The following is a 22,060-nucleotide window of genomic DNA, read 5'->3' as shown; positions in this document are numbered from 1 at the left end:
TTTTTGAACAACCTCTGTTAGAAAAAGTGTAGCCGAGAGTGGCTCTATGTTCAACCGATACCCTATGCGTGCTCCCCTATCATCTCCGCCAGCTTGCGAGCATAAGAGTGTCTCTTTTCTTCCACCGAAGAGACACTCCCTCTCCTACTTTATCCCTTATTTGCGTGACTCCAAAAACTCCGATACTTTTGATAGACCTACTTGAAGCACTTCAGACGAGCAGGCGTACCCGATTCGTAACCACCCTTCCATGTCGAAGCAGCTGCCTGGTGTCAAAAACGCCCCTGTCGTTTTAAACAGGTCAATGCAAAACGTTTCCGAAGGGATATCCAGCTCGTACTTGAGCATTGCGGTTGTTCCAGCCTGCGGCTTGACGTAAGAGACCAACGGCTCCTTCGCTACCCACTCGTCGAGAATCTGCAGGTTGTCCCGCACGATCTTTAGGCTGCGCTCCATGATCTTGTCGCGGTTTTTCAGTGCATGGACAGCCAGCATATCATCCAGCATCCCGCAGCTGATGGTCGTATAATCGCGGTGCTGGAAGCAGCTTTTGATCACATCCTGAGGTGCTGCAATCCACCCCAGACGCAAGCCCGCCAATGAAAACACTTTGGACATGCTGCTTGTCGCAATCCCTTTTTCGTACAAGTCGACGATAGATGGTACCACAACCTCCGGGTCTTGGTGCAAATTTCGATACACCTCGTCACACAGTAAGTAAGCATCTACGGAGCGGGCAATCTCTACGATTTCTCGCAGCAAACCTTCACCCATCAAAGCTCCAGATGGATTGTTCGGATTGTTGATACAGATCAGCTTGGTCTTGTCTGTAATGAGTGAACGCAGCTCAACCGGATTAGGCAAAAAATCATTTTCCGGCAAAAGTCTGAGCAGCTTGACCTGCGCTCCGAACGACTCCGGTACCGAATAAATTTGCTGATACGTTGGATGCACTGTAATTACTTCGTCACCAGGCGCAACGAGCGAGAACAAGGTGAGAAAATTCGCTCCGATCGCCCCGTTCATCGCCAAAATGTTGTCCGGCTTCATCGTTTGATACATATTCGCGACGAGGCTGCGGAATTCCGGCGAACCCTCGATATGACCGTACGTCAGCTTCTTCTGGGCCATCTCGCGGAAAAAATCTTCCGGCTCATCGGAAAGGCGGATCAACTCTTCTACCGTCAGCGAATCGACGCATGTTTCGGCAATATTGTAAACAGCCTCCATCTCATAGGCGTTCATCCATTCTTCTACTTTAAAAGGTGCAATTCTCATTGTCGTTCCCCTCCTAATCCTATCCTTTCACCCTTACAGATCAACGATCGTTCCTATACCGCGCTTATCCGCCACTTTCAAAATGTGTGCAGCTGTCAGTAAATCTTGGAACGCGATCCCGGTGCTATCAAAAATCGTGATTTCTTCTACATGTTGTCTTCCTTGGGCACGACCGGGGATGACATTGCCAATCTCTGCTGCGATATCGCCCTCTGTTATCAGCCCCTTTTTTACAGCTACCTTTGTCTCTCCCACCCGTACTGACTGTCCGACATCATCAACGAAGACGCGCGCTTTTGCAAAAAGCCGTTCATCGATTTCCTGTTTTCCTTCCATGTCTGCCCCTATGCAGGTAATATGCGTCCCCGGCTTTACCCACTCCGCTTGGATCATCGGTTCACGTGAAGGAGTTGCGGTGATGATCATATCTGCTTGTCTAGTCGCTTCTTCGAGATTGTCCACCGCGATAAACTCCACGTCACAACGGCTGGCATACCGCTCGTACTCTTCTCCCGCATACTTGGAGACGAATCTGGTCAAGAGGTTCTCTTTGATTTTGGCGGCAAAGCTTTGCGCCTTTTCTGGTGATCGCGGATTGCAGATGTACACCCGCTTGATCTCTGTCATCGTCATCAGTGTCGCCATGATTTGAAAAGGAGCCTGATGTCCCGTCCCGACAATCAGCAGGTTCTCCGATTCGGGACGTGCCAAATACTTTGCACCGATTCCTCCGGCAGCTCCCGTACGCATGCAAGTAATGTGCTCTCCACTCAAAATCCCCTGCGGTACGCCAGTTCGGCTGTCTACTACCATCACAGTACCGACTAGTTGTGGCAGACCTTTCTTGTCATTGTCACCGAACCACGAGACGAGCTTGAGTCCAAATATATCGGCTTGCGGCAAATGACCGGATTTGATATCCATGTCGGCTCTGCCCTCTACGAACTCATGAAAAATGAGTGGAAACAACGTCGCCTGCTGACTCGATTTCATTTGATAGGCTTGCTCCACCACTTCGATGACACTAGCCATATCCAGCACATCTTCCGTTGTTTCCTGATTAATAACGCGAAATGGAAACATGTCTCTCTCCCCTCCCCACTGTTTCTTTCACACTAACATAGTTTTTCGAGGCGAAAAAATTGAAAGATCTGATGGTTACTATAAAAAAAAGCAAACCCTCCATCCACAGATGCTGGAATGGAGGGTTAACTTATGCGCCGCCGATTCTTGCCGAAATCGTCGTAGCTTGGCGTTTCACTTTTTCGATGAGTAGGGGCAATCGATCTTCTGTCACCCGAAAGCACGGGGCGTTGATCGAGAGCGCTCCGACGAGTTGATTTCCGTAGCCGATGATTGGAGCAGCGACTGCCATGGTGCCTTCCGTCTTCTCTTCGTAGCTGATCGCATAGCCACTTTTCTTCGCTTCACTCAGCTGGTCCAAAAATGACGGCTGCTTGTCTGGCGAAAGCTGGGCTGAAACGACTTTCGTGATCGCATCCTGCTTCAAATACGCGAGAATGATTTTGCTAGGGGCGCCGATTGTGAGAGGAATCCGCTCCCCCAGGTTCTCGTCTATGCGTATTTTCAGTGGACTTTCTACTTTTTCGATCGGCATCGAATCCGTCCCCGCCAATACGTTGAGAAAGATACTCTCCTCGACTTCATTCGCCAGCTCCTCCATGAAAGGCCTCGCCACAGCCCGCAGGTTTAGCTTTTCATGCAGGATAAAACCGATTTCCATCCACGTATATCCCGGCTTGTAATGCTTGGTGACTGGGTCCTGTTCAACCAATCCGAACTGGATCATGGATTCGAGAAAACGGTGGAGCGTACTGATTGGTAGACCCGTTGCGCTCGCCAGCTCCGAAATCGGCCAAGCATGTTTTTCGTCTGAAATCAGTACCCAAATAATTTTCATCGCCCGTTCGACTGATTGAACCATCTTTCTTTCGTCCTCCATGACTAAGAGTTACGCCGCCACACTCGTGTTGTCTTTCGCTTGTTTATTGGGGGCTTTGCCTCTGGCTAATCGTGCTTCCAGTTTGTTTACGAAATATGAGAAGATCATGATCAATACGAGATAGTACAAGCCTACGACCATATAAGTCTCTAGCTGCTTGTAGTTGGAGGCTGCTTCACCCAGACCGGTTCCCCATAAATCTTGCATCCCTACGTAGGCGACCAGCGATGAGTCTTTGAGCCCGATGATAAACTGATTGCCAAGCGATGGGATCGCCCGACGGAACGCCTGTGGCAAAATGATTCTGCGCATCGCCAACGGGTACGACATTCCGAGTGATCGGGATGCCTCCATCTGCCCACGATCAATGGACTGGATCGCGCCTCGGAAAATTTCTGCAATATACGCGCCGTTATGAACTGCCAGCGCGATGGCTCCTGCCCAAAACTGCGAGAGCGTCACCAAATTTGCCAAGCCGAAGTACAGAATACAAATTTGCACGATCAAAGGCGTCCCGCGAATGACGGTAATGTAGACGTGTGCAATGTAGTTCAATACTTTGTTATCGGATATCCGGAAAAAGGCAATGACAAGACCTACCACACAACCGAGCATCAGGGCAACGGCCGTCAACTGAACTGTGAGCCATGTCGCTTTTAGAAAAAGGGGATAACTGGATAGAAAAATATCAATAATCACGTGCAATCCTCCTCACATGAAGCGTTAAAAAGGGGGGCATCCATCACGGACACCCCGTTGCCCACTTACTGTTTTTGCAGGATATTGCGGCCAAACCATTTTTGGCTGATCTTTTCATAGGTACCGTCTTTAACGATCTCGTCCAACGCCTTGTTGAGGCGATCTACTGCCTCCTGGTCACCCAAGCGCACAGCGATCGCTTGCTCGTCAAAGCTCAGTGGTTCGCCTACGTCAATTACTTTTCCTCCGCCTTCTTTAATGAATCGCAAGCCAACTACCTGGTCGGTAATCACGGCATCGAGGCGTCCTGTCGGCAGGTCGAGCAAAGCGGTGATATCGCTATCATACTGCGTGATTTTATCTTCATCGGTCAGCTTTTTCGCCCAATCCAAGTAGTTGGATGCTTTTACTACGCCGATCTTTTTGCCCTTCAAATCTTCTTTGCTCTTGATGGTGGTATTGCCCTCTTGCACGAAAATTTGCGAACCGGAACGGTAGTACGGATTGGTGAACAGAACAGCTTTTTGACGCTCAGGTGTGACGGTCAAGCTCCCGATGACAGCGTCGTATTTTTTCGCGTCCAGACCGGGGATGATCGTTTCAAATGGATTGGTGATCGGCACTGCGTTCATGCCCATTTTTTCTGCCAGTGCTTGTCCAATTTCTACGTCAAAGCCAGTAAGTTGCCCGTTTTCCTTGAAGCTAAACGGCTTGTACACGCCACTCATGGCGTACGTAAAATCTTTCTTTCCACCGTCTCCAGAAGCTTGTCCACCTGCTGCCGGTGTGCTTGTCTGTGATCCACAAGCTGAGAGTAGCAGCGAGCCCATTAGAACCGTGGACAACAAAATTCCGGACCATTTTGCACGTTTTTTCATTGGTGATTCCCCCTGTTTTTCATCTCTATATTATTTAGATGTAGCGGATTTTAACGGATGCTACCTAAAAACTGCTTGGTACGATCATGCTGCGGATTCTCAAAGAATTCACTCGGTGGTCCCTGCTCCAGAATTTGCCCATCGTGCATGAACACCGCCCGATCTGCTACTTCACGAGCGAACCCCATTTCATGTGTCACGACGATCATTGTCATTCCTTCTTTGGCGAGCTGCTTCATGACTTGTAGCACTTCACCGACGAGCTCGGGATCGAGTGCAGAGGTTGGCTCATCAAAAAGCATGATTTTCGGCTTCATCGCAAGCGCCCTGGCGATGGCAACCCGTTGCTTTTGTCCACCAGAGAGCATGTCCGGGTAGACATCGGCCTTATCCTGCATATTCACTTTTTTCAGGAGCTCGTACGCTAATTGTTTGGCCTCTGCTACATTTATCCCTTTGACGTGAACAGGTGCCTCGATCAAGTTTTCCAAAACTGTCTTGTGCGGAAACAGATTAAAGTGCTGAAAAACCATGCCGACCTCGGCGCGGAACTGATTCAGATTCGTCTTGTGTGGATCAATTTGCTGACCACCGATTCGAATCTCTCCGCCGTCATAAAATTCCAGAAAATTCAAACATCGGAGTAAAGTACTTTTTCCTGAACCACTGGCTCCAAGCAAGACGACAACTTCCTTTTCTTCCACCGTGAGCGTAACGCCCTTCAACACGGTTAACGGGCCAAAAGATTTGACAAGCTGCTTAACCTCAATCATCCTGCTATCCCCCATTTATGTCCCGGATGAATTGCGCATTAATTTTTCCGAATACCGGAAATGATTTCTGATTTAAATTATAATTATATATTTTCTGATATTCAAGAAAAATATGTTTTATTGAATAAATATTCACGATAAGACTATGGAATAGTTTTCCTCCTTGCGTGGAATGAATAAGCGGGAGTGTTTTATACATCAAGGAGGACCGTGATGAAAGTAGCAACGTACTTCTATGTAGGACTCATCCTCATTTTTCTGCTCTCCGCCTGTTCACTGACAGGTCCACAAGCAGCGCCACCGCCACAGCAAGCGGCTCCATCTGACCCTGAGCGGGAAGTCAAAAGACCGACAACCGATGAGATCAAAGGTCGAACCATAAACAATCAGTTCACGGTGCCGATCCCGATCACCGAGACATTTACGTTTGCCATCCCTCCCTCTTGGACCGGAAATTACATCGTGGAAGAGTTCTCATCGACGACTAAGCGCCCCCCTCGCCAACAGCCACTGGAGGGCAAGCTGGATGTGCCGACGAAATACGAAGCGCATTTTATGTTCGCTCCCAATCAACGAAAGGAGGAGCGATCCTCACTCCTCACCATTTTTGTCATGACGGTACCACATTGGAATCACCTGTCCAAATTGGAAGGACCGCCGCTTGGTGATGTACTGGCACAAACGCATGGGCTGGTATACGTCGTTTCCTTGCCTCAGTCCAATCCCTATGATCCAGCAACTCCAGACGGGAAGCTATATGGGCAGATGGTCATGTCTTTGGACCAGGTCAAAGCTGCGTTTTCTGTGCAATAAAGAAAAAAGTGGTTGGGCAGCACGATGTCTGCTCAACCACTTTTTCGTGTAAAGACAAATTTTAATGCAGCACAATGTCAAGCTATTTTAAACATAAGTAATTTGTAAGGAATGCGTAAGAAAAAAGAGATTTTCATTCTGTATGATAAAAAAACAACGCTGCGTGAAAGGCGGAACAGATATGACTTATATATGAAAAACAAACCATTTAACAAGAGTGTTTCAAGGAAAAGAACAAGCAATCACCTATACAATATAAATAGAGGAGAGAAATGCCTTATGAAAAAACGTAGTCAAATTACATTTGCAAGTCTGGCCCTTTTAATAGCTGGAAGTTCCCTGTTATACATAACGCCAACCTCAATTGTAAAAGCAGAGCCCACTCAAAATGTATCCGGTTCGTTACAAACAAGCACTCAACGAGATCGTAATTCCGTCAAGCAAGCAATGCGGGATATATTGCAACTTGGAAACCCGGGGATACTCGCTAAAACTTATGAGAATGGAAAAACATGGGGTTACGCCGCTGGGGTATCGAATCTGAGCACTAAGAAACCAATGGAAACAGATTTTCGCTTTCGCATTGGCAGCGTGACGAAGACGTTCACCGCAACAGTTGTACTTCAATTAGCTGGAGAGAATCGCCTGAATCTAGACGACTCCATCGAAAAATGGTTGCCTGGTGTCATTCAAGGAAACGGATATGATGGTAACCAGATTACTATCCGGCAGATATTGAACCATACAAGTGGTATCGCTGAATACTTAAGATCAAAAGATGCTGATATGATGAATGCCAAAAAATCGTATACCGCTGAAGAATTAGTAAAGATTGGGCTTTCTCTGCCTCCAGACTTTGCCCCAGGAAAGGGCTGGTCATATTCAGACACAGGATACGTATTACTGGGTATCCTTATTGAAAAAATAACCGGAAACAGCTATGCGGAAGAGATTGAAAATCGGATTATTGAACCGCTTGAATTGTCGAATACATTCCTACCTGGCAATTCGAGCGTTATTCCAGGCACCAACCATGCCCGTGGATATTTCCATCCAGACGGAGCAAGTGAGCTAAAAGACGTTACTTATTATAACCCAAGTATAGCTAGCTCGGCTGGAGATATGATTTCTACTGCCGACGACTTAAATAAATTCTTCTCTTACTTACTCAGTGGCAAATTACTGAAGGAGCAGCAATTAAAAGAAATGCTTACTACAGTTCCTACAGGAAGTGCTGAGATCAGCGGATATGGTCTTGGAATCTATGAAACGAAGCTTCCAAACGGTGTTTCAATATGGGGACATACAGGTAGCATTCCAGGGTTTATTACTCTTGTTGGGGGTACACTTGGAGGCAAGCATATGTTGACCGTCAATTTGAACAATTTGGGTAAAGCTAACTTTAAAAATATGTTACTTGCAGAATTTAGCAAGTGGGTAAAAAAGGAAAAAATACGCTATTCTTTCTGAATAAGCATAGGAAAGAATGGCGTATTTGTACGTCTATTTCTGTTTTGCTCCCCCCAAAAAAGATGGGCAACCTGGATCACGAACGTAACTGCTCCCTGACTGCTACCAATGCAAAACCGAGCAGATTTTCTCCCCGCCACTTTTCGGGCTGTTCCGCATGCGGATGATCGTGGGCCATCCCGATTCCCCATATCCGATCATAAGGACTCGCTTCCACAATAATGCGGTCACCTGTGTCTAAGAGGTACGCTTTCAAATCGGCATGCTGGCTGAATTTTAATAGGTTTGCCTGGCGAACGATCGCTGTCTTGTTCGCATTCCACACAGCCTCGTCAAAGGAATGAACCTTTCGTCCCAATTCCTTCGCTTGTTTTGGATGGCTTTTCCTGAGTATTTCATCACGAATGGCAAGATCACCGAACAGCTCAGCCTTTTTCGCCATCATGTAATGCTCAGCGGTCAAGTACGTGATACCGTCCTCTACAAAAGCGGCCGGATACCATTGGCTGAAGCATGATTTATCGATAGTGCCTGACTCCTTCTGTGTATGTCCCCAAAAGAACAAGTATTTCACTCTGTTTTTTTGCGATTCTTTGATTAAGGTTTGGACGTTATACATGTGCTCCATCGTGTTATCCCCATCTTTCTTTTATAGACAATCCCATCCTCGGATATTGAAACATATGGAAAATGGTACATTCATTTTATCTGAACCATCTACCTATCCGCAAATTTCTTACATCACTTGCGAAGCAAGATGCCTGCCTGTGGTAAGGCTAGCCAGAAGCCCGATACAGGCATGGCAATCACCCCGACCACACATATGCCAAGAATCGTCCACCCGAAGGTAGCCGGCGGCTCCATTCCCTTCTTTTTCATCAGCCAATCCGCCATATATCCGAGTAAAATCAACAAAAAGCCAAACATCATAAACCAGAAAGCAGCATCTTCCTCTCGCCCTACCGCATTCCAAAAGCCATTTGCGACGATCTGCTGAAGTGGCTCCGCGTAGAAAAAAAGTCCGACAACCGTATGCAGCAGTCCTGTCAGGATGAGAGTGAAACCCATTTGGCGCTTGATCCCATTTACCATGTCATTTCTCTCCTCTCAATTTGGCCTATTCTATTCCTTGGAAATGTTGATTTTATGAGCTTTCGGACGTTCCTGTTCATCCTGTAACGCATCGATCATGCTGTCGATCACTGACCGCGATGCGAGTAGCCATTCTTTGCAGGCATTTTTCACATGTCGCTCGGTTCCATGCTGTTCCATGTTCCCGAGAATCGTCAGCACCCTATTCAATCCAGTAGGTCTCAATGTTGGGCAGCCCCTTCCCTTGCGCTAAAACGAATGATCAGCCGATCTTCCGCATATTTCGCTCCCGTAACCTGTCGTCCCATTAATACTCGTGGCAAGATGACTTTTCGTTTGTAGGCACCCGCATTTACAGTCAATTCATCCCCTGTTTGCGTTAAATCCAAGGCTGCTTTATCTACAAAAGGAATCGTCAGCTCCAAATACATCTCGCCGTCCACTTCTCGAATCAGTTCCGTTCTGCCCTGATAAAGCTTGGCGGATGGGTCTTCTGTTCCAAAAACGATGTCAGCCAATTCTTCTAGAATGGGCAACCCAATCACTTCTTTTGGCATCATTGGTGCTTTCAAAATCGGGAGCGGCTGAAAGTTTTCCACGATTTCGTTCTCATACTTTCGTTGCAGCTCTCGCCAGTGGGCAAAAAATCCTTCTCCCGCTTCATCCGGAAGCACCCGATTCACAATGATCGCATCCGTATTGAACCCGAACAGATTCAAGTACGTGAACGAGCGCTTTGCTTCCGCGAGCACCATTTTTTCTGGGTTTACGACGATCCTCACTGATGTAATCTCCGGGTCCAAAACAATTCGTTGCATTTCCTCCAGCCCCCGAGCGAGCTGCTCGACACTGTCTAGCACATCATCAGAAGGAAGTTCTACTTTGTTGACGATCTTGGCCACTGGGCGAACGAGTTTGATCAGCTTGCGCTCCGTCGGAAAAATTTTCTCCAACCACCAATTCAATACGTTCGGATAACTGAGCAGACGCAGTGTTTCTCCGGTTGGGGCACAATCGACTACCAGGACGTCGAACTGCCCGCTCATGGCGTGTTCCTTGATCTGTAGCAAACTGAACAATTCCTCCATACCAGGAAAAACGAGCATCTCCTCCGTTGTAATATCAGTCAGCTGTGCTTTGTCGAGCAGTGTTGTCAGCCATCCCTGAACGGCTCCCCAGTTGCGCTCGGTTTCCCGCAAGCTGTTTACTTCCTGGCCCCATAAATTTTCGCTGATTGGTACGGGATCTGGTCCGATCACAGTCCCCAATGAATCTGCCAAACTGTGTGCGGCATCCGTACTGAGTACGAGCGTCCTCTTTCCCTGCTTTGCCAGCTTAACAGCCGTTGCTGCTGCGACACTCGTCTTCCCAACCCCACCTTTTCCGGTATAAATGACGATTCTCATCTCGACTCTCTCCTTCCGATCCATTTAATACGATTTCGTAGTAATTTGACAAAAAAAGAAGCAGGCTCGAACCGACTATTCCTCAATGTTGATCTTGATGGAACGAACCTTTGTTTCGCGAGGCTTGACAGGTCCTCCCTCCTGAAATACCTTGGCTGCCTTGAGTAAAAGGGTGGTGAATTGCTCCATTTCTTCCGGTGTAAATGCTTCCTGAAGCCTGCCCAGCATCGCCAACATCATTTGCTCCGATTCTTTTGCGAGCTGTTTGCCTGGTTGTGTCAGTGTGACGAGCTTCACCCGTTGATCCTCTACAGAGGTCGCCCTCGCGATGTATCCTTTGCGTTCAAGCCGTTTCGCGATGCTGGTCATCGAACTAAGCGGCGCCCCCATCTCTTGCGCCAGCTCTGACATGGTCAAGTCTCCGCGGAACAGCAATATGAGGAGGGTCGACAAATCGGAGCGAGTCAGTTTTTCTTCAAGCTGCATCGTATCAGACATAAAGGCGAACGGACGCAAACCGGTTTTCAGAAAGAGGTCGTATAGTTGCTGCATACCGGTGACTCCTTTTAGTACGATTTCGTAGTAATTTCCCCTTCAATTTATTACATATTTTAGGGAATGTCAACAGGCGCAAAAAGTATACCTTGCTTGGCTGACGTACATATTAAAGCTGTTACGAATGACAGGAGGAGTCAAAATGAATAAACAGCGCGCGAAAGAAATCGCCGCTTCACCCGTTATGGCGAATGTTACCTGCGATGGAATACCCGTATACATCCAGCACATCGATGATGACAACGACATGGCAAGGATTTACCCGCTCAACCAGCCGGATCAGGAGATGAGTGTTCCTGTAGCCAGCTTGCGGGAGCACGGTGAGTACTGATTTTCGTCACTTTTCATGAATGAAAGAGGGGACCTGTAGCGAATCACAGGTCCCCTTTTGATTTACAGCAGACCTTGGATAAACGGCTGCTCCAAATTCTCCATCATCTTTTTTTGACTGGCTGCTATTTTTGCTGCGATCTGCTCCCTGCGTGCGATTGCATCCCAGGTACAAATGAGAATTCGTTCCGCTAATAGTGGCTCATCTGTTGAGACGAGGAGCTCCGGTAGACCCAAGGAGTAAGCGAAGTCGATGCTTTTGATGCGATACGCTAAGCAGACGAATGGAACTCCAGCAGCGGCACTCAGCACATTGGCATGCAGCTTAAAGTTAATCGTCGCCTGAAACCCTTTCATCAACTCCAGCATTTTTGAATGGTCGTGTAGCTCCAAGTCGAGGATCGTATGCGTTGGATCGCCGATTTTTTTGTGCAGTCTTTTTATGGCTTCCCGATCCGGTCCCCACATCGTCAGCAAATGGATATCGTAGCCTAACTTGATGAGCCTCTTGGCTGCATACACCAGCGCATCCTCTACGGCGTCCTCGTTTTTCCCATAGATGCGATTATAGGATGTCCCCCAGTTGATACCAATGGTTAATCGCTTGCTTTTGTCTACCTCTGCTGCTGGTGATGCAGGAAGGAGCAGCATTCCTGGGTCTCCGCTGATCCATGCTTTGCCGCCTACTCCCGCTTGCTGGAGGTATTGAAGAGTAACCGGTCCTCGTACACCAAAGAACGTAGCGTGTTCCGCGATTTTTTGCAGCGTCTGGCTCATCTTTTCATTGTCTGTCATGAGCTTCGTCGTTAATATGCCAGAGGAATCGAGCTGCACCTTATCCTGTGAATCGAATCCGCTCCCCCAGATCCATAGCCGCTTTTTCTGTTCAACTGCTCGATAGGCTACATCCACATAACCGGGGACAAGAAGCGAGCCTCCCCCCAAAACGACGGTGTCATATTCGCTTAAATCGTTGAGGTCAACCCCTGGCAGCGAAGGAATCACCTTGTATTTAGCTGGGTCGAGATATTTGCGGGACAAATCGTGAAAGGCATGCCACATCAGTTCGTCACCCAAATTTTTGAACCCTAGCCAACCTACGTACAAGACTTTTTTCATATTCGTCTGACCTCCCCCATTCTTCACTTGAGCGTAGATCGTAAGCAAGGAGGCACATTTCTGCGTGATATGAAAATTGGATTGGACCCATGCTCTTCCCAGACCTCCTATTTCCTTCAGCTGACTCCGGTTTCGGCACGCTTGACGCAGAGCGCTATCGATCAGCTGAGGAGATGGCTTCTGCACAGAGGAGTGGTCACCGAAGTAACAGTCCCAAGCTAAATCGTAAGACGAAGGCGCGACCAACCCGACGTAGCCATGATTTCCGATCGCAAGCACTGGCTTTTCGCACGCCATCGCTTCGAGTGCGACCCTGCCTGTTCCAATCACCAAATCACTGATTGCGTAATACGGTCGGACATCGGTTTGCTCCCCCACAATGTGGATATAGGGCTGCCCTGCTGCTTTATTCAACGCTTTTGCCAGCTCGTGTACATGAATGGACTGGGCACCCGAACCCACCACCACGATATGCAGGTTGGGGATTTCACTACGCAATGTTTTGGTTGCTCGCAACACCATGTTGCACACCGTTGCTTTTTGCCAAGCCAGCCTGCTGACATACGTCACCACTGTGGCATCAGAAGGCAAGGAAGGCAGCTTCACCATTTTTGCAGAGTCAGGCCGGAAATCTTCCACATCAATCCCATTGGAAATGAGTGTGGTTTTCACCCCTAGCTTTTCCCAGAATAGTTGGACAGGTTTGCTCACACTGATGACAGCGGAACAGAGCTGTGCCACTTTTATCGCTTCATCCTTTGGATAGTACGTGCCATGCAAGGTAAATACGACGGGTATGCCCAACTGATTAGCGGCAGTAGCGGCGAGTAAGCCTGAAGGAGTCTGATGCACATGGACGATGCTAATGCCATGCTTCTTCATAACCCCCTGGTAACTCTCGATCAAATGCTGCCCGCGTGCCGAGAGGGGGTCCCGTGCGGAGTCGATTCGTTCAACTAAAAAACCTGCATCGACAAACGCTTGATAGAGGGGGCCGTTCCCGCCAGCATAAAACAGTTGGGCGCCCTTTTTTTGCAACGCTTTGCCTATGCTAAGAACATGTGTCTCGGTTCCGCCTGTCCCCAAATTATCCAGCACCATCAAGATGCGATCATTACTGCTATTCAAATTTTCACACCCCCTTTTTCCGATAATAGTGCGCCGAACGCTGCTCAGCGTGGATTCGGTAATAGTACAATGCTTCTGCGATATTGTTGACGTCTGCTCTCGCATTCAAGGCTTTGGCGATAAATTCGTAGTCTTCTGCACCGTCGATCCGACGAGTCGGGCCACCAACCTGATCAAACAAGCGCCCCCGAAACATGCAGGTACCGTGACAGACACAGTGTCCGCCTTTCCCATATACCTTTCGAATGTCATCGCCGTACTTGATCCAAGTAGCAAGCTCCTTTTTTTCCGGGTGATCGGACGAAAACGCGTAATAATTCGTACCGACCAAATCAATCTGGGGATGACTTTTTAAATACTCAACCTGCCGCGAAAGGCGCAGGACATGAGAGAAATCATCCGAGTCCTGATTCGCAATGAACTCACCTCGGCTCATGTAGTGCCCGAAGTTGATGGCACCCGCAAAGCCAACATTGCGAGGGAGCGCATGAATCAGTACCTGATTGTCTCCTGGAAAAAACCTTTCATTTTGTTCCAGCCACTCTCTGGCGACTTCTACCGATTGATCCGTCGAAGCATCATCAATCAGGACAATTTCCCAATTCTCATAGGTTTGCTGAAGTATGCTGTCCAGACACTCTCGTATAAAAGCAGCCCTGTTGAAATTCGTAATAACGACACTTACGAGACCCTCTATTCGCTGTTTTGCCAATTTCATTCCCTCCTTCCAGTCTTCTTGATTTCACAACGCATCCTCGCTACCGTCCTTTCACCAGAAACTGCAAGGCTTCCACGTGGTCACCCGCAATCTGTTCAACGGCTGGGGGCATTCCGGAGCTGGCGAAGTGTTTTTCTGGCCGGAGTCGGTTGGAGGAGAAGCTGTTCACCTGATGAACCAATTCCATCTTTACACCTGCCTGTGCGTATACTGCTTGTGCTTTAGGCGGGCAAAGCAGTATGGGCCACCCGATCGGAGCAACCGCCTCCCTGCGTAAGGCAAAGGGGACGGTCACCATAGACCCGATCCCCAAATCTTTACGATTCAAAGCCAAGTTGAGAGCTTGGCGACAAGCCACAAAAACGTTGTCAGCACAAGGCTGATTCAAAAAACCAGAAACATCATTCAACGCAACATCCACGCCGCACTGGCATGCGAGTACAAATGGATACAAATCATGCGCGGTCATGATCACATCCGCATCGACAAACAGTAGGATGTCTCCTTTTGCCAGACTTGCCCCAATCGCCCGTCCTGTGTCTACTCCCAATGCGTATGGGAACTCTACGGTCGTCGCTCCGCATTCACGGGCAAGCTGTGCTGTTTGATCATCCGAGCCATTGACGACCACTATAATTTCAATTGGCTCCAGCCGAAGAACTTCACGGATCACCTGCTGAATTGTTGCTGCTTCGTTAAGGGCTGGAATGATCACGGATACCGTTTTCCCGCTGTACAGACTTGTTTGTCGTAAGGGACATTTCCCTACCTGCCTAACAGGTATACCACTGTTTGTACCGCTCACATTCTCTGCTAGATCTCTTCGCCTGCCTCCATCGGACAATCCACCACGAAAAGGAAGATGTGAGACAAGATCAAGCTGTTCGGCAATCACCAGCTTTTCATACAAAGAGAGCTCTTTAAGCAACGAACCGTGGAGCTGAGGCAAAAACAACCTTTCTTCCGTCCCCGTTCCTATGATTTGCGCGGTAATAGACAGCCCGCCCACAACTGCCCGCTTGTGGGCTTGTGCAGGCTGTGCCAACTGTTCCACTCCGATTTTGGAAAGTGCCTCTCTGGTCATCGCGTGAGGTGTGTCCAGCAAGGAAGCTTCACGTAGGTCAGAGCGACCGAAGAGGTTATTTACCAGCAAGGAAAAACTGTGGATGGGCTGTGGTTTTATTAACTTTCTGTTCCGAGAATCATGCTGGGGCAAAACGACCTGTGCCTTTCCATATAAAATCGGGAACAAGAAGCGCTGCAATCCAGACAGAGAATCGATTTGCTCTTCGCCGAGAAAAAGCAGGACACTCCCTCTCGCATGCTTCGCAGCCTCTCTCCTCCATGAAAACAGATTCTCAGCATCCTCTGCAGGAACGACGCGAATACCAGAGCCATACTCCAGGGTCCTTTTCGAAATCACAATGATCTCCAGAGGTGCAAGCTGCTTACATACGGCAATCAGCTTTGGCAGATGAGCTGTCCCATGCATGGCAGGAATGAGAATGGAGAGGGGCGTTTGGCCCCTTCTCCCTTGCCGACCCACCATTAGACGACACGCACATACGTGATGCGGTCCAGTTGAAATACGACTGTTTGACCACCGCCATAGCCTGGCTCACTTGCTGCACGCACGGTTAATGTCGAATTGGTCACGCCGAGCAACTCACCGGAAACCACATCGAATCCAGTTACAACTTGTACACTATCGCCTATAAACGTTCTCAATTTCTGTACATAGTTCATTTGTCTTCTCCTCCTTACACCTCTTGAACAGAGTTAATTTGCGCGAAACGAATCAGCACACGAGTACCGCCTGACTCTATGATTTCAGCATAGTCCCGACCAACCTCATCCAGGACGCCTGTGACACTCCCTGCATCTGTTCCCAGCTCAACGGTTTCATGCAAATAACGCAGCAGCACTTTTCGAAAAGAATCACGTCGCAAATCACTGTGGTTTTCTTGCAGAAATGCGGCGAACTCATCTGCATACAGCTCTTTGCGAAGCGAACTGCGAATGGCTTCTTCCTTGTCATTTGCGTGTCCTTCGTCTGTCCGTTCTTTTCCCCAGACGAGACGCCGCAGCCCTTGAAAATACTCTTTCAACTCTTTTTCATTCACAATTAATTTCATCTGGTCACTCTCATCTCCTTGATCCTACTCTTTTGATTTATTTTTCGCCGCTTGTACACGGTATACAAGTAAGTTCAAAAGCGTACTAGGACAACGGTGCAATTTTTTGATTTTAATGAAAAGTTCACGGAATTTTTATCGAAAAACAAAAAAAGACTGCGAACGTATTCGCAGCCCCTCCCTCGATATTCTACAATTCTTTCATAGTTACGCACTCTTGCTTGTCTAACTCTTTGCCGTCTGAGCCTTTTCGTCCCTGTTTTTGCCTAGCTCATGTTTGATGAACAAATAGCTCTCAATCTCTCGAAGAAGATAGAACAGCGAGGCACGCGTCTCAAATTCCTCTCGCGTTCGCGGCAAATCTGCTGCCTTGATCTCCTCTTGCATCACGCGCAGTTGGTCGATAAAGCGGTAAGCGGTATTGCCCGGGTGCACCGAGGCGCTGATTCGCTCGAGAAAATCTGCGATCCGATGGCTCTCTGTTACCTGATGATCCAAGGAAGAGACGATCGGCATCATGCGTTCCAATAACTCGAACTGCTTTTGTCGCATCACAAAATACTCGTAGTACGAATCATTGCGGCGGCCCAATCGATTGCCAACATCTCGCGAGGCTAAACGAATCGCCGTTTCCAATACCCCTGTTGTTTCAATCAATTCTTTCCCGTCCCAATCACTTTCTCCGTGACGCAAGTAATAGCAGAACTCCCGCAAGATTTTGCTGAACAGCTTCTCCACCTTTACTTGCATTCCTTTTAGCTCTTTATCGAGGCTCGGCATGTACAGATTGACCAATAAGGCTACACCCACACCGATGACGAGCAAAGCGACCTCGTTCAGCAGTAGCATCCCGTCAATTCTCTTGGAAGAATACAGATGCATGAGTACAACCATACTGTTGACGAAGCCTTCCTGAATGCCAAATCGCACTGCGAGCGGCAAGAAAAGCAAAATGAAAAGGAGAATGGCAAGCGGCGTATAGCCCATAAGGGAAAACAGGCAAACCCCAATTCCCAGCCCCAATAAACTAGCTAGAATCCGATTCCACGCTGTCTGAAACGATTGCTTGACTGTTACTTGGATACACAAGATCGTAATGATCCCCGCAGAAGAAGCATACATCAAGCCTAGCTGCTGGGCGATCAGAATCGAGACAGCCGTTCCAATGGCTGTTTTTAACGTACGATAACCAATTTTAAACTTGAGAAAGCCCAGTCTTGTTCCCCTCCGCTGTCAAAAATACTTTGCTGTTTCATCTCACTATACTGTATCAAAAAGTACCAGGGAACCAAAGACAAGCTTTCGTTAATTTTCAAAGGCGTCTATTCCTCTTGCGCTCCTCTGCAAAACTGTGCCACTTGCCATCTGCTGTGACGATCCCTTTCTCTCCCACATAACGATAGACGAGGAGTGGTTGTTCGAGCATTTTATCTCTTCCATAGCTCCCATCTACTTTTGGATGAAAGTAAGTGAGCATGAGCTTCTTGTTCTCTTTCACGACTTTTTTCGCCGTATTCAGATCGATACCATCTTTATTTTTGGGAGAAAGAGATGAATCACCCCAAGGTACATCGTTATACTCAGAGTTATACAGATCCACTGCTTCCCCTGACTCAGCGTCAACATCGACTTGAAAGATAGTATTATATACCGGTATGCCGTTTATGAGATAGCCAAATTCGATTTCATACGGTTCATCGTTTTCCCAGATTTCTTTGATCCTTTTCTCTCGCGGAACGTAATCGACCGCATAAATTTTTCCTAACTGATCGGAGTAGAATGTTTGTACGAGTTTTCGCGCACTCTCTTGTGCTTGTTCCCAGGTAATGCCCTTTTCTATTTTCTTGCTCTCTTCGTTGAACCTGATTTTTGCATTCACACTGTAATGGACTAAATTTCCAAGGACGTCAATCGCTATTATTACAGTATCTGACTTTTCACCATCCCCTGGTTGCGAAATAAACTCGAAAAACCAGCTCATTTCATCAGATCCTGAGTTTGATTCAGTGATCCTGCCATTCGAACGGTATGTACCAGGGAGCTTTTTGAGCTGTTGCTCTGCTATTTTTTGCGCCTCTTCTTTCGTAATGAGCTTTCGTTCTATTGGGGTTGGAGGAACGGTTTTCCCTAAAGGCTGTATCTTCCTTTCTTTAGCAACCTGTCCATACGAATCGAGCATCTTTCCTGTGATGGCATCGACAAACTGCGGGTCGATTCTCTGGAATTCATTCACGAGCTGGTATGATTCAGATTCCTTACGAAAGCTGGACGCCATATTCTTGTACAAAAATGTTGGAGTCGCCCCTTCATCCCATTTCTTCTCAGCTTCCGCTATCTCTATGACTTTCGAAGCATCTGGTAGTTTCCCCTCTGTCCAGCGCCGCTCAAAATAGATCACTTCCCCATCATAGCCCACTATCAGTCGAAACCCATTTTCCAGAAAAGGAATCCCGTTTTCGATACGAGTAAAGTTGACATCTATTCCCGGTTTAGCACGCGTATGGAAAATGTCCGAATCAGGATATTCATTGGGCTTGGATAAACGGCTCCGTTCTTCTTCTGTCGCTACTTGCTTAAGAAATTGAGTCGCCACTTGGAACGCCTGATCTTCCGTAAGCTTCTTTTGATTTGTATCCAATTTCCGTTCTTCCCCACGATACTCATATACCCATATTTCCCCTGATATTGCATCCTGTTGAACACCAAAATTTCTACCATTTTCTTTACTCCACTTGGTATACCATATTGAATTTCCCCATAACATTTCAATGCCGTCCACAAATTCGGCACTTAGCAGCTTGTACTCACCAAGATTCTTCAACTGCTTCTGGGCAAGCGCGATTGCCTCTTCCTCCGAAAGTGTCTTCTCGGCTGCATGTACGACTGGAGCCAAACTTCCAGCCGCTCCTGTAGCGAACACAGTCGTCATCAAAATGGACAATGTCACGCCGAGTGAAAGTCCCCACGATGAAGTACGTTTTAACACAAATCAACCTCTCCTCTCCAATTCCAAACAGACTAATTTTACCATTTTTGAAAAACAAAGGCTCACATAAAAAAATCCGCCAATGCGAAGATCTCGCACAGCGGATTTTTTGGGATGTTGATTATACTTCCAGCTTTTTCGCCAATGTTTCTACGTTCAATACGTTTCCTACGAGGAAGTTGCCGAATTCACCGAAGCGCGCACTCACTTCATCAAAGCGCATTTCGTAGACGATATGCTTGAATTCCAGCGGATCGTTGGCAAAGAGGGTAACGCCCCACTCCCAATCGTCGAAACCAACGGAGCCACCGATGATTTGCTTCACGCGACCTGCGTAGGAGCGACCGATCAAGCCGTGTGAGCGCATCATTTCTTGGCGCTCCTGCATGGAGAGCATGTACCAGTTGTCTTGCAGATCACGCTTTTTGTTCATTGGATAGAAGCAGATGTGCTCCCATTTTGGCAGGATCGGATAGAGGCGGTCGCGCACGTGCGGATTCGCTTTTGGATCTTCACCTGGGTTATGTACATAGTTGCTCAGCTCTACTACGGATACATACGAATAAGGAGCTTCTGTATAGGCAGCAAAGCGGGTTTTGTTGAACGCTGTTTTGATCTCATCGAGTTCTTGCATGGTTGGACGCAGGAACATGAACACGAGGTCTGCTTTGTGTCCGAGGATGGAGTAGACAGCCGTGCTGCCTTGGTTCTCTCCCTCATTCGCTTCCCATGTGCGGATCAATGTATTCAGCTCGTCCAACGCTTCTTGGCGTTCTGCTGCGGACGCTGCTTTCCACTTTTCCCAATTGATGGTGCGGAAATTATGATACGTATACCAACCTTCTAATGTAAGCAACGCTTCGTTTGCGCTCATTCTAAATCAGCTCCTTTGAAAAATCTGGTGACCTTCTTGCAACATTCCCAGTATAGCATAAGGAACAAGTGCGTATTCGGAACAGATTGGTGAACAAGAAAAATGAAAACCAAGGGGCGCATTAGCTGCCGCTTGGTTTCGTTCCTGCCAGTACGGAGGTTGTCAGCTTACTCGCTGCCCCGTGATCCACAATGACCGTTACATTCGGATGCAGTTGCAATAAGGAAGCTGGTACATCTGCCGTAGGCTCACCCTCCAGCATCAATCGCACTGCCTCTGCCTTTGCCTCTCCACTTGCGAGAAGTACGACTTTTTTAGTGCCAAGAATCGTCTTGATCCCCATGGAAACTGCCTGAGTCGGAACCTGGTCCACACTATCAAAATAGCGGGCATTTGCTTCAATCGTACTGTCAGTGAGCTGGACCACGCGTGTCAATGATTCCGCAGAGGAGCCAGGCTCGTTGAAGCCAATATGGCCGTTATTGCCGATCCCCAGCACCTGGATGTCGATCCCGCCTGCCAAACGAATTGCTTCCTCATAGCGTGCACATTCTGCCAAATGATCTGTCGTATTCCCAGCTGGCACATGTGTTTTCTCCGCAGGAATATTGATGTGATTGAACAAGTTTTCTTGCATATACGAGCGATAGCTTTGCGGATGAGTCGAGGAAAGTCCGACGTATTCATCCAGATTAAAGCTGCTCGCTTGCGAAAAATCGATGCTCTCTGCTTGCGACAGCTTGATCAGCTCACGGTACATCCCTACTGGTGTGCCTCCGGTTGCAAGGCCAAAGACGGTCTTCGGATTTGCTTTTACTTCGCTTACGAGCATTTCAGCAGCTTTTCTGCTGAGCTCCGCGTAATCTTTCACGATCACGAGCTTCATTTCCAACCACTCCTATCCAATATAAGTTCAGAATGCTTTTAGTATTTTCTCTCCAGTACAGCCTTCGCTGTTCTCTCTTTATATAAAAGGGCCTTTTCCTTGTTGCGCATTGTTATTGTGGTACTAATAACATCCAGTACATGCAGCTGTGCAATTTTTGCTGCGAGAGAGCCTCCCTGCAACGGACCTTCTTGCGCTGCGGTCAGAAGCGTAATGTCCGCTACATTCGTAATCGGTGAACGTCGATAGTGCGTCAGGCAAATGCAAGTTGCGCCTGCCTGCTTGGCGACTTTCAATGAATCAATGGTGTCTTTCGTACTGCCGGATACAGACAAGCCGATCGCGACATCCCCCGGTCCCAGAGTCGCTGCAGCCATCGCTTGCAGATGTGATTCATTAAAAGCGTCCACTCGAAGCCCGATCCGCAAGAACGTGTACTTGGCATCCTGTGCTGTTACCGCTGACGTACCTACTCCGTAAAAATGGATCGTGTTTGCTTTTTGCAAAAGGTCTACACAGCGCTCCAGCTGTTCGATCTGAAACAAAGCTGAGGTATCCCCAATCGCCTGTTGATTGGTTGCGGTTACTTTGTGCGTGATGATATCCAGTGAATCGTCTTCTCCTACTTCGCCATGCAAGTTTTTGACTGGATTAACCAATTCTTGCGCCAATGCCAGCTTGAATTCCTGATAGCCATGGAAGCCTATTTTCCTGCAAAATCGCAAAACGGTCGTCTCACCTACTCCCGCCTTTTCGGCAAGGTCAATCACCGATGAATAAATCACGCTATCTGTCTGCTGTAGGACAATGTGGGCAACCTTTTGCTCCGATTTCGTAAAGGAGGGAAGGAGACTCTGAATATGCAAAAGCGTATTTGTCTTCGTGATGGTAGCTGTCAATGGAGGGGACAGCTCCTCCTGCTGTTTCACCATATGGCTCGCTCCCCCTTGAATAAAA

At 47.9% G+C, this 22,060-nt stretch carries 24 protein-coding genes; 3 read left to right on the top strand and 21 right to left on the bottom strand.

Features of this window, described 5'->3' with window-relative positions:
• Positions 1-156: 156 nt before the first annotated feature.
• The 6 genes from HPY28_RS16195 to HPY28_RS16170 all read right to left on the bottom strand — a co-directional run bounded on the left by HPY28_RS16195 (position 157) and on the right by HPY28_RS16170 (position 5,591).
• Entirely contained in the window at positions 157-1,278 is a 1,122-nt protein-coding gene (locus HPY28_RS16195; protein WP_174230939.1) for an aminotransferase, read from the bottom strand.
• 33 nt (positions 1,279-1,311) lie between these two features.
• Positions 1,312-2,361, bottom strand: a complete 1,050-nt coding sequence (locus tag HPY28_RS16190) for an ornithine cyclodeaminase family protein (protein WP_174230938.1) — start codon at positions 2,359-2,361, stop codon at positions 1,312-1,314.
• Positions 2,362-2,491: 130 nt separating this feature from the next.
• Positions 2,492-3,223, bottom strand: a complete 732-nt coding sequence (locus tag HPY28_RS16185; protein ID WP_174230937.1) for an IclR family transcriptional regulator — start codon at positions 3,221-3,223, stop codon at positions 2,492-2,494.
• Positions 3,224-3,250: 27 nt separating this feature from the next.
• Entirely contained in the window at positions 3,251-3,940 is a 690-nt protein-coding gene (locus HPY28_RS16180; RefSeq protein WP_017252169.1) for an amino acid ABC transporter permease, read from the bottom strand.
• 65 nt (positions 3,941-4,005) lie between these two features.
• Positions 4,006-4,818, bottom strand: a complete 813-nt coding sequence (locus tag HPY28_RS16175) for an ABC transporter substrate-binding protein (RefSeq protein ID WP_173624035.1) — start codon at positions 4,816-4,818, stop codon at positions 4,006-4,008.
• A gap of 50 nt (positions 4,819-4,868) precedes the next feature.
• A complete protein-coding gene (locus HPY28_RS16170; protein WP_174230936.1) occupies positions 4,869-5,591 on the bottom strand; it encodes an amino acid ABC transporter ATP-binding protein in 723 nt (240 codons plus the stop codon).
• A gap of 213 nt (positions 5,592-5,804) precedes the next feature.
• Between HPY28_RS16170 and HPY28_RS16165 the strand changes: the two genes are divergently transcribed.
• Together HPY28_RS16165 and HPY28_RS16160 are read left to right on the top strand one after the other, a co-directional pair.
• A complete protein-coding gene (locus HPY28_RS16165) occupies positions 5,805-6,404 on the top strand; it encodes a hypothetical protein (RefSeq protein ID WP_017252172.1) in 600 nt (199 codons plus the stop codon).
• 279 nt (positions 6,405-6,683) lie between these two features.
• Positions 6,684-7,874: a serine hydrolase domain-containing protein gene (locus HPY28_RS16160; protein ID WP_174230935.1), complete on the top strand. Its 1,191-nt coding sequence runs from the start codon at positions 6,684-6,686 to the stop codon at positions 7,872-7,874.
• A 76-nt stretch (positions 7,875-7,950) separates the two neighbouring features.
• Here the strand turns inward: HPY28_RS16160 and HPY28_RS16155 are convergent, their stop codons facing one another.
• From HPY28_RS16155 to HPY28_RS16135, 5 genes are all read right to left on the bottom strand, one after another.
• Positions 7,951-8,502 carry a riboflavin biosynthesis intermediates N-glycosidase gene (locus HPY28_RS16155; protein WP_174230934.1) on the bottom strand — a complete coding sequence of 184 codons (552 nt, stop codon included), beginning with the start codon at positions 8,500-8,502 and terminating at the stop codon, positions 7,951-7,953.
• Between the two features lie 113 nt (positions 8,503-8,615).
• Positions 8,616-8,966, bottom strand: a complete 351-nt coding sequence (locus HPY28_RS16150) for a DUF6463 family protein (protein WP_173624037.1) — start codon at positions 8,964-8,966, stop codon at positions 8,616-8,618.
• Positions 8,967-8,996: 30 nt separating this feature from the next.
• Positions 8,997-9,191 carry a hypothetical protein gene (locus tag HPY28_RS16145; RefSeq protein WP_173624038.1) on the bottom strand — a complete coding sequence of 65 codons (195 nt, stop codon included), beginning with the start codon at positions 9,189-9,191 and terminating at the stop codon, positions 8,997-8,999.
• A complete protein-coding gene (locus tag HPY28_RS16140) occupies positions 9,188-10,372 on the bottom strand; it encodes an ArsA family ATPase (protein WP_174230933.1) in 1,185 nt (394 codons plus the stop codon). The genes HPY28_RS16145 and HPY28_RS16140 overlap by 4 nt, the downstream gene beginning before the upstream one ends.
• A gap of 75 nt (positions 10,373-10,447) precedes the next feature.
• The gene (locus HPY28_RS16135; protein ID WP_069848208.1) at positions 10,448-10,924 is read right to left on the bottom strand and encodes a MarR family winged helix-turn-helix transcriptional regulator; all 477 of its coding nucleotides are present in this window, start codon (positions 10,922-10,924) and stop codon (positions 10,448-10,450) included.
• A 145-nt stretch (positions 10,925-11,069) separates the two neighbouring features.
• On the opposite strand from HPY28_RS16135, the gene HPY28_RS16130 reads away from it, so the two are divergent.
• Positions 11,070-11,258, top strand: coding sequence for an H-type small acid-soluble spore protein (locus tag HPY28_RS16130; protein WP_017252179.1), 189 nt, complete (start codon positions 11,070-11,072; stop codon positions 11,256-11,258).
• 62 nt (positions 11,259-11,320) lie between these two features.
• Here the strand turns inward: HPY28_RS16130 and HPY28_RS16125 are convergent, their stop codons facing one another.
• The 10 genes from HPY28_RS16125 to HPY28_RS16080 form a co-directional block, all read right to left on the bottom strand.
• Positions 11,321-13,504: a polysaccharide pyruvyl transferase family protein gene (locus HPY28_RS16125; protein WP_174230932.1), complete on the bottom strand. Its 2,184-nt coding sequence runs from the start codon at positions 13,502-13,504 to the stop codon at positions 11,321-11,323.
• A 4-nt stretch (positions 13,505-13,508) separates the two neighbouring features.
• On the bottom strand, positions 13,509-14,216 hold the full coding sequence (locus HPY28_RS16120) for a glycosyltransferase family 2 protein (RefSeq protein WP_173624041.1): 708 nt from the start codon (positions 14,214-14,216) through the stop codon (positions 13,509-13,511).
• Between the two features lie 46 nt (positions 14,217-14,262).
• Positions 14,263-15,771 (bottom strand): glycosyltransferase, encoded by a 1,509-nt coding sequence (locus HPY28_RS16115; protein WP_254613140.1) that lies wholly within the window; start codon positions 15,769-15,771, stop codon positions 14,263-14,265.
• Positions 15,771-15,968 (bottom strand): hypothetical protein, encoded by a 198-nt coding sequence (locus HPY28_RS16110; protein WP_144612861.1) that lies wholly within the window; start codon positions 15,966-15,968, stop codon positions 15,771-15,773. The genes HPY28_RS16115 and HPY28_RS16110 overlap by 1 nt, the downstream gene beginning before the upstream one ends.
• Positions 15,969-15,982: 14 nt before the next feature.
• On the bottom strand, positions 15,983-16,357 hold the full coding sequence (locus HPY28_RS16105; RefSeq protein ID WP_017252184.1) for a hypothetical protein: 375 nt from the start codon (positions 16,355-16,357) through the stop codon (positions 15,983-15,985).
• A gap of 225 nt (positions 16,358-16,582) precedes the next feature.
• The gene (locus HPY28_RS16100; protein ID WP_371813490.1) at positions 16,583-17,551 is read right to left on the bottom strand and encodes an aromatic acid exporter family protein; all 969 of its coding nucleotides are present in this window, start codon (positions 17,549-17,551) and stop codon (positions 16,583-16,585) included.
• Between the two features lie 118 nt (positions 17,552-17,669).
• Positions 17,670-19,343, bottom strand: coding sequence for a YcdB/YcdC domain-containing protein (locus tag HPY28_RS16095; protein ID WP_371813486.1), 1,674 nt, complete (start codon positions 19,341-19,343; stop codon positions 17,670-17,672).
• A 121-nt stretch (positions 19,344-19,464) separates the two neighbouring features.
• On the bottom strand, positions 19,465-20,217 hold the full coding sequence (gene hemQ, locus HPY28_RS16090) for a hydrogen peroxide-dependent heme synthase (protein ID WP_017252188.1): 753 nt from the start codon (positions 20,215-20,217) through the stop codon (positions 19,465-19,467).
• Between the two features lie 121 nt (positions 20,218-20,338).
• Positions 20,339-21,103, bottom strand: coding sequence for a glucosamine-6-phosphate deaminase (gene nagB, locus HPY28_RS16085; protein WP_017252189.1), 765 nt, complete (start codon positions 21,101-21,103; stop codon positions 20,339-20,341).
• A gap of 38 nt (positions 21,104-21,141) precedes the next feature.
• Positions 21,142-22,035, bottom strand: coding sequence for a MurR/RpiR family transcriptional regulator (locus HPY28_RS16080; RefSeq protein ID WP_017252190.1), 894 nt, complete (start codon positions 22,033-22,035; stop codon positions 21,142-21,144).
• Between the last annotated feature and the right edge of the window lie 25 nt (positions 22,036-22,060).

This window comes from Brevibacillus sp. HB1.2 (genome assembly GCF_013332495.1).
In the GTDB taxonomy this organism is placed as follows: Bacteria; Bacillota; Bacilli; order Brevibacillales; family Brevibacillaceae; genus Brevibacillus; species Brevibacillus porteri.
Note: the sequence above shows the minus strand (reverse complement) of the source record. Positions and strands in the feature narration are given on the sequence as shown.

What these genes read in the sequence shown, in the direction of transcription:
- HPY28_RS16195 (WP_174230939.1), bottom strand. Translation starts at nt 1,278, where the DNA reads ATGAGAATTGCACCTTTTAAAGTAGAAGAATGGATGAACGCCTATGAG.
- HPY28_RS16190 (WP_174230938.1), bottom strand. Translation starts at nt 2,361, where the DNA reads ATGTTTCCATTTCGCGTTATTAATCAGGAAACAACGGAAGATGTGCTG.
- HPY28_RS16185 (WP_174230937.1), bottom strand. Translation starts at nt 3,223, where the DNA reads ATGGTTCAATCAGTCGAACGGGCGATGAAAATTATTTGGGTACTGATT.
- HPY28_RS16175 (WP_173624035.1), bottom strand. Translation starts at nt 4,818, where the DNA reads ATGAAAAAACGTGCAAAATGGTCCGGAATTTTGTTGTCCACGGTTCTA.
- HPY28_RS16170 (WP_174230936.1), bottom strand. Translation starts at nt 5,591, where the DNA reads ATGATTGAGGTTAAGCAGCTTGTCAAATCTTTTGGCCCGTTAACCGTG.
- HPY28_RS16165 (WP_017252172.1), top strand. Translation starts at nt 5,805, where the DNA reads ATGAAAGTAGCAACGTACTTCTATGTAGGACTCATCCTCATTTTTCTG.
- HPY28_RS16160 (WP_174230935.1), top strand. Translation starts at nt 6,684, where the DNA reads ATGAAAAAACGTAGTCAAATTACATTTGCAAGTCTGGCCCTTTTAATA.
- HPY28_RS16155 (WP_174230934.1), bottom strand. Translation starts at nt 8,502, where the DNA reads ATGGAGCACATGTATAACGTCCAAACCTTAATCAAAGAATCGCAAAAA.
- HPY28_RS16150 (WP_173624037.1), bottom strand. Translation starts at nt 8,966, where the DNA reads ATGGTAAATGGGATCAAGCGCCAAATGGGTTTCACTCTCATCCTGACA.
- HPY28_RS16140 (WP_174230933.1), bottom strand. Translation starts at nt 10,372, where the DNA reads ATGAGAATCGTCATTTATACCGGAAAAGGTGGGGTTGGGAAGACGAGT.
- HPY28_RS16135 (WP_069848208.1), bottom strand. Translation starts at nt 10,924, where the DNA reads ATGCAGCAACTATACGACCTCTTTCTGAAAACCGGTTTGCGTCCGTTC.
- HPY28_RS16130 (WP_017252179.1), top strand. Translation starts at nt 11,070, where the DNA reads ATGAATAAACAGCGCGCGAAAGAAATCGCCGCTTCACCCGTTATGGCG.
- HPY28_RS16115 (WP_254613140.1), bottom strand. Translation starts at nt 15,771, where the DNA reads ATGGTGGGTCGGCAAGGGAGAAGGGGCCAAACGCCCCTCTCCATTCTC.
- HPY28_RS16110 (WP_144612861.1), bottom strand. Translation starts at nt 15,968, where the DNA reads ATGAACTATGTACAGAAATTGAGAACGTTTATAGGCGATAGTGTACAA.
- HPY28_RS16105 (WP_017252184.1), bottom strand. Translation starts at nt 16,357, where the DNA reads ATGAAATTAATTGTGAATGAAAAAGAGTTGAAAGAGTATTTTCAAGGG.
- hemQ (WP_017252188.1), bottom strand. Translation starts at nt 20,217, where the DNA reads ATGAGCGCAAACGAAGCGTTGCTTACATTAGAAGGTTGGTATACGTAT.
- nagB (WP_017252189.1), bottom strand. Translation starts at nt 21,103, where the DNA reads ATGAAGCTCGTGATCGTGAAAGATTACGCGGAGCTCAGCAGAAAAGCT.
- HPY28_RS16080 (WP_017252190.1), bottom strand. Translation starts at nt 22,035, where the DNA reads ATGGTGAAACAGCAGGAGGAGCTGTCCCCTCCATTGACAGCTACCATC.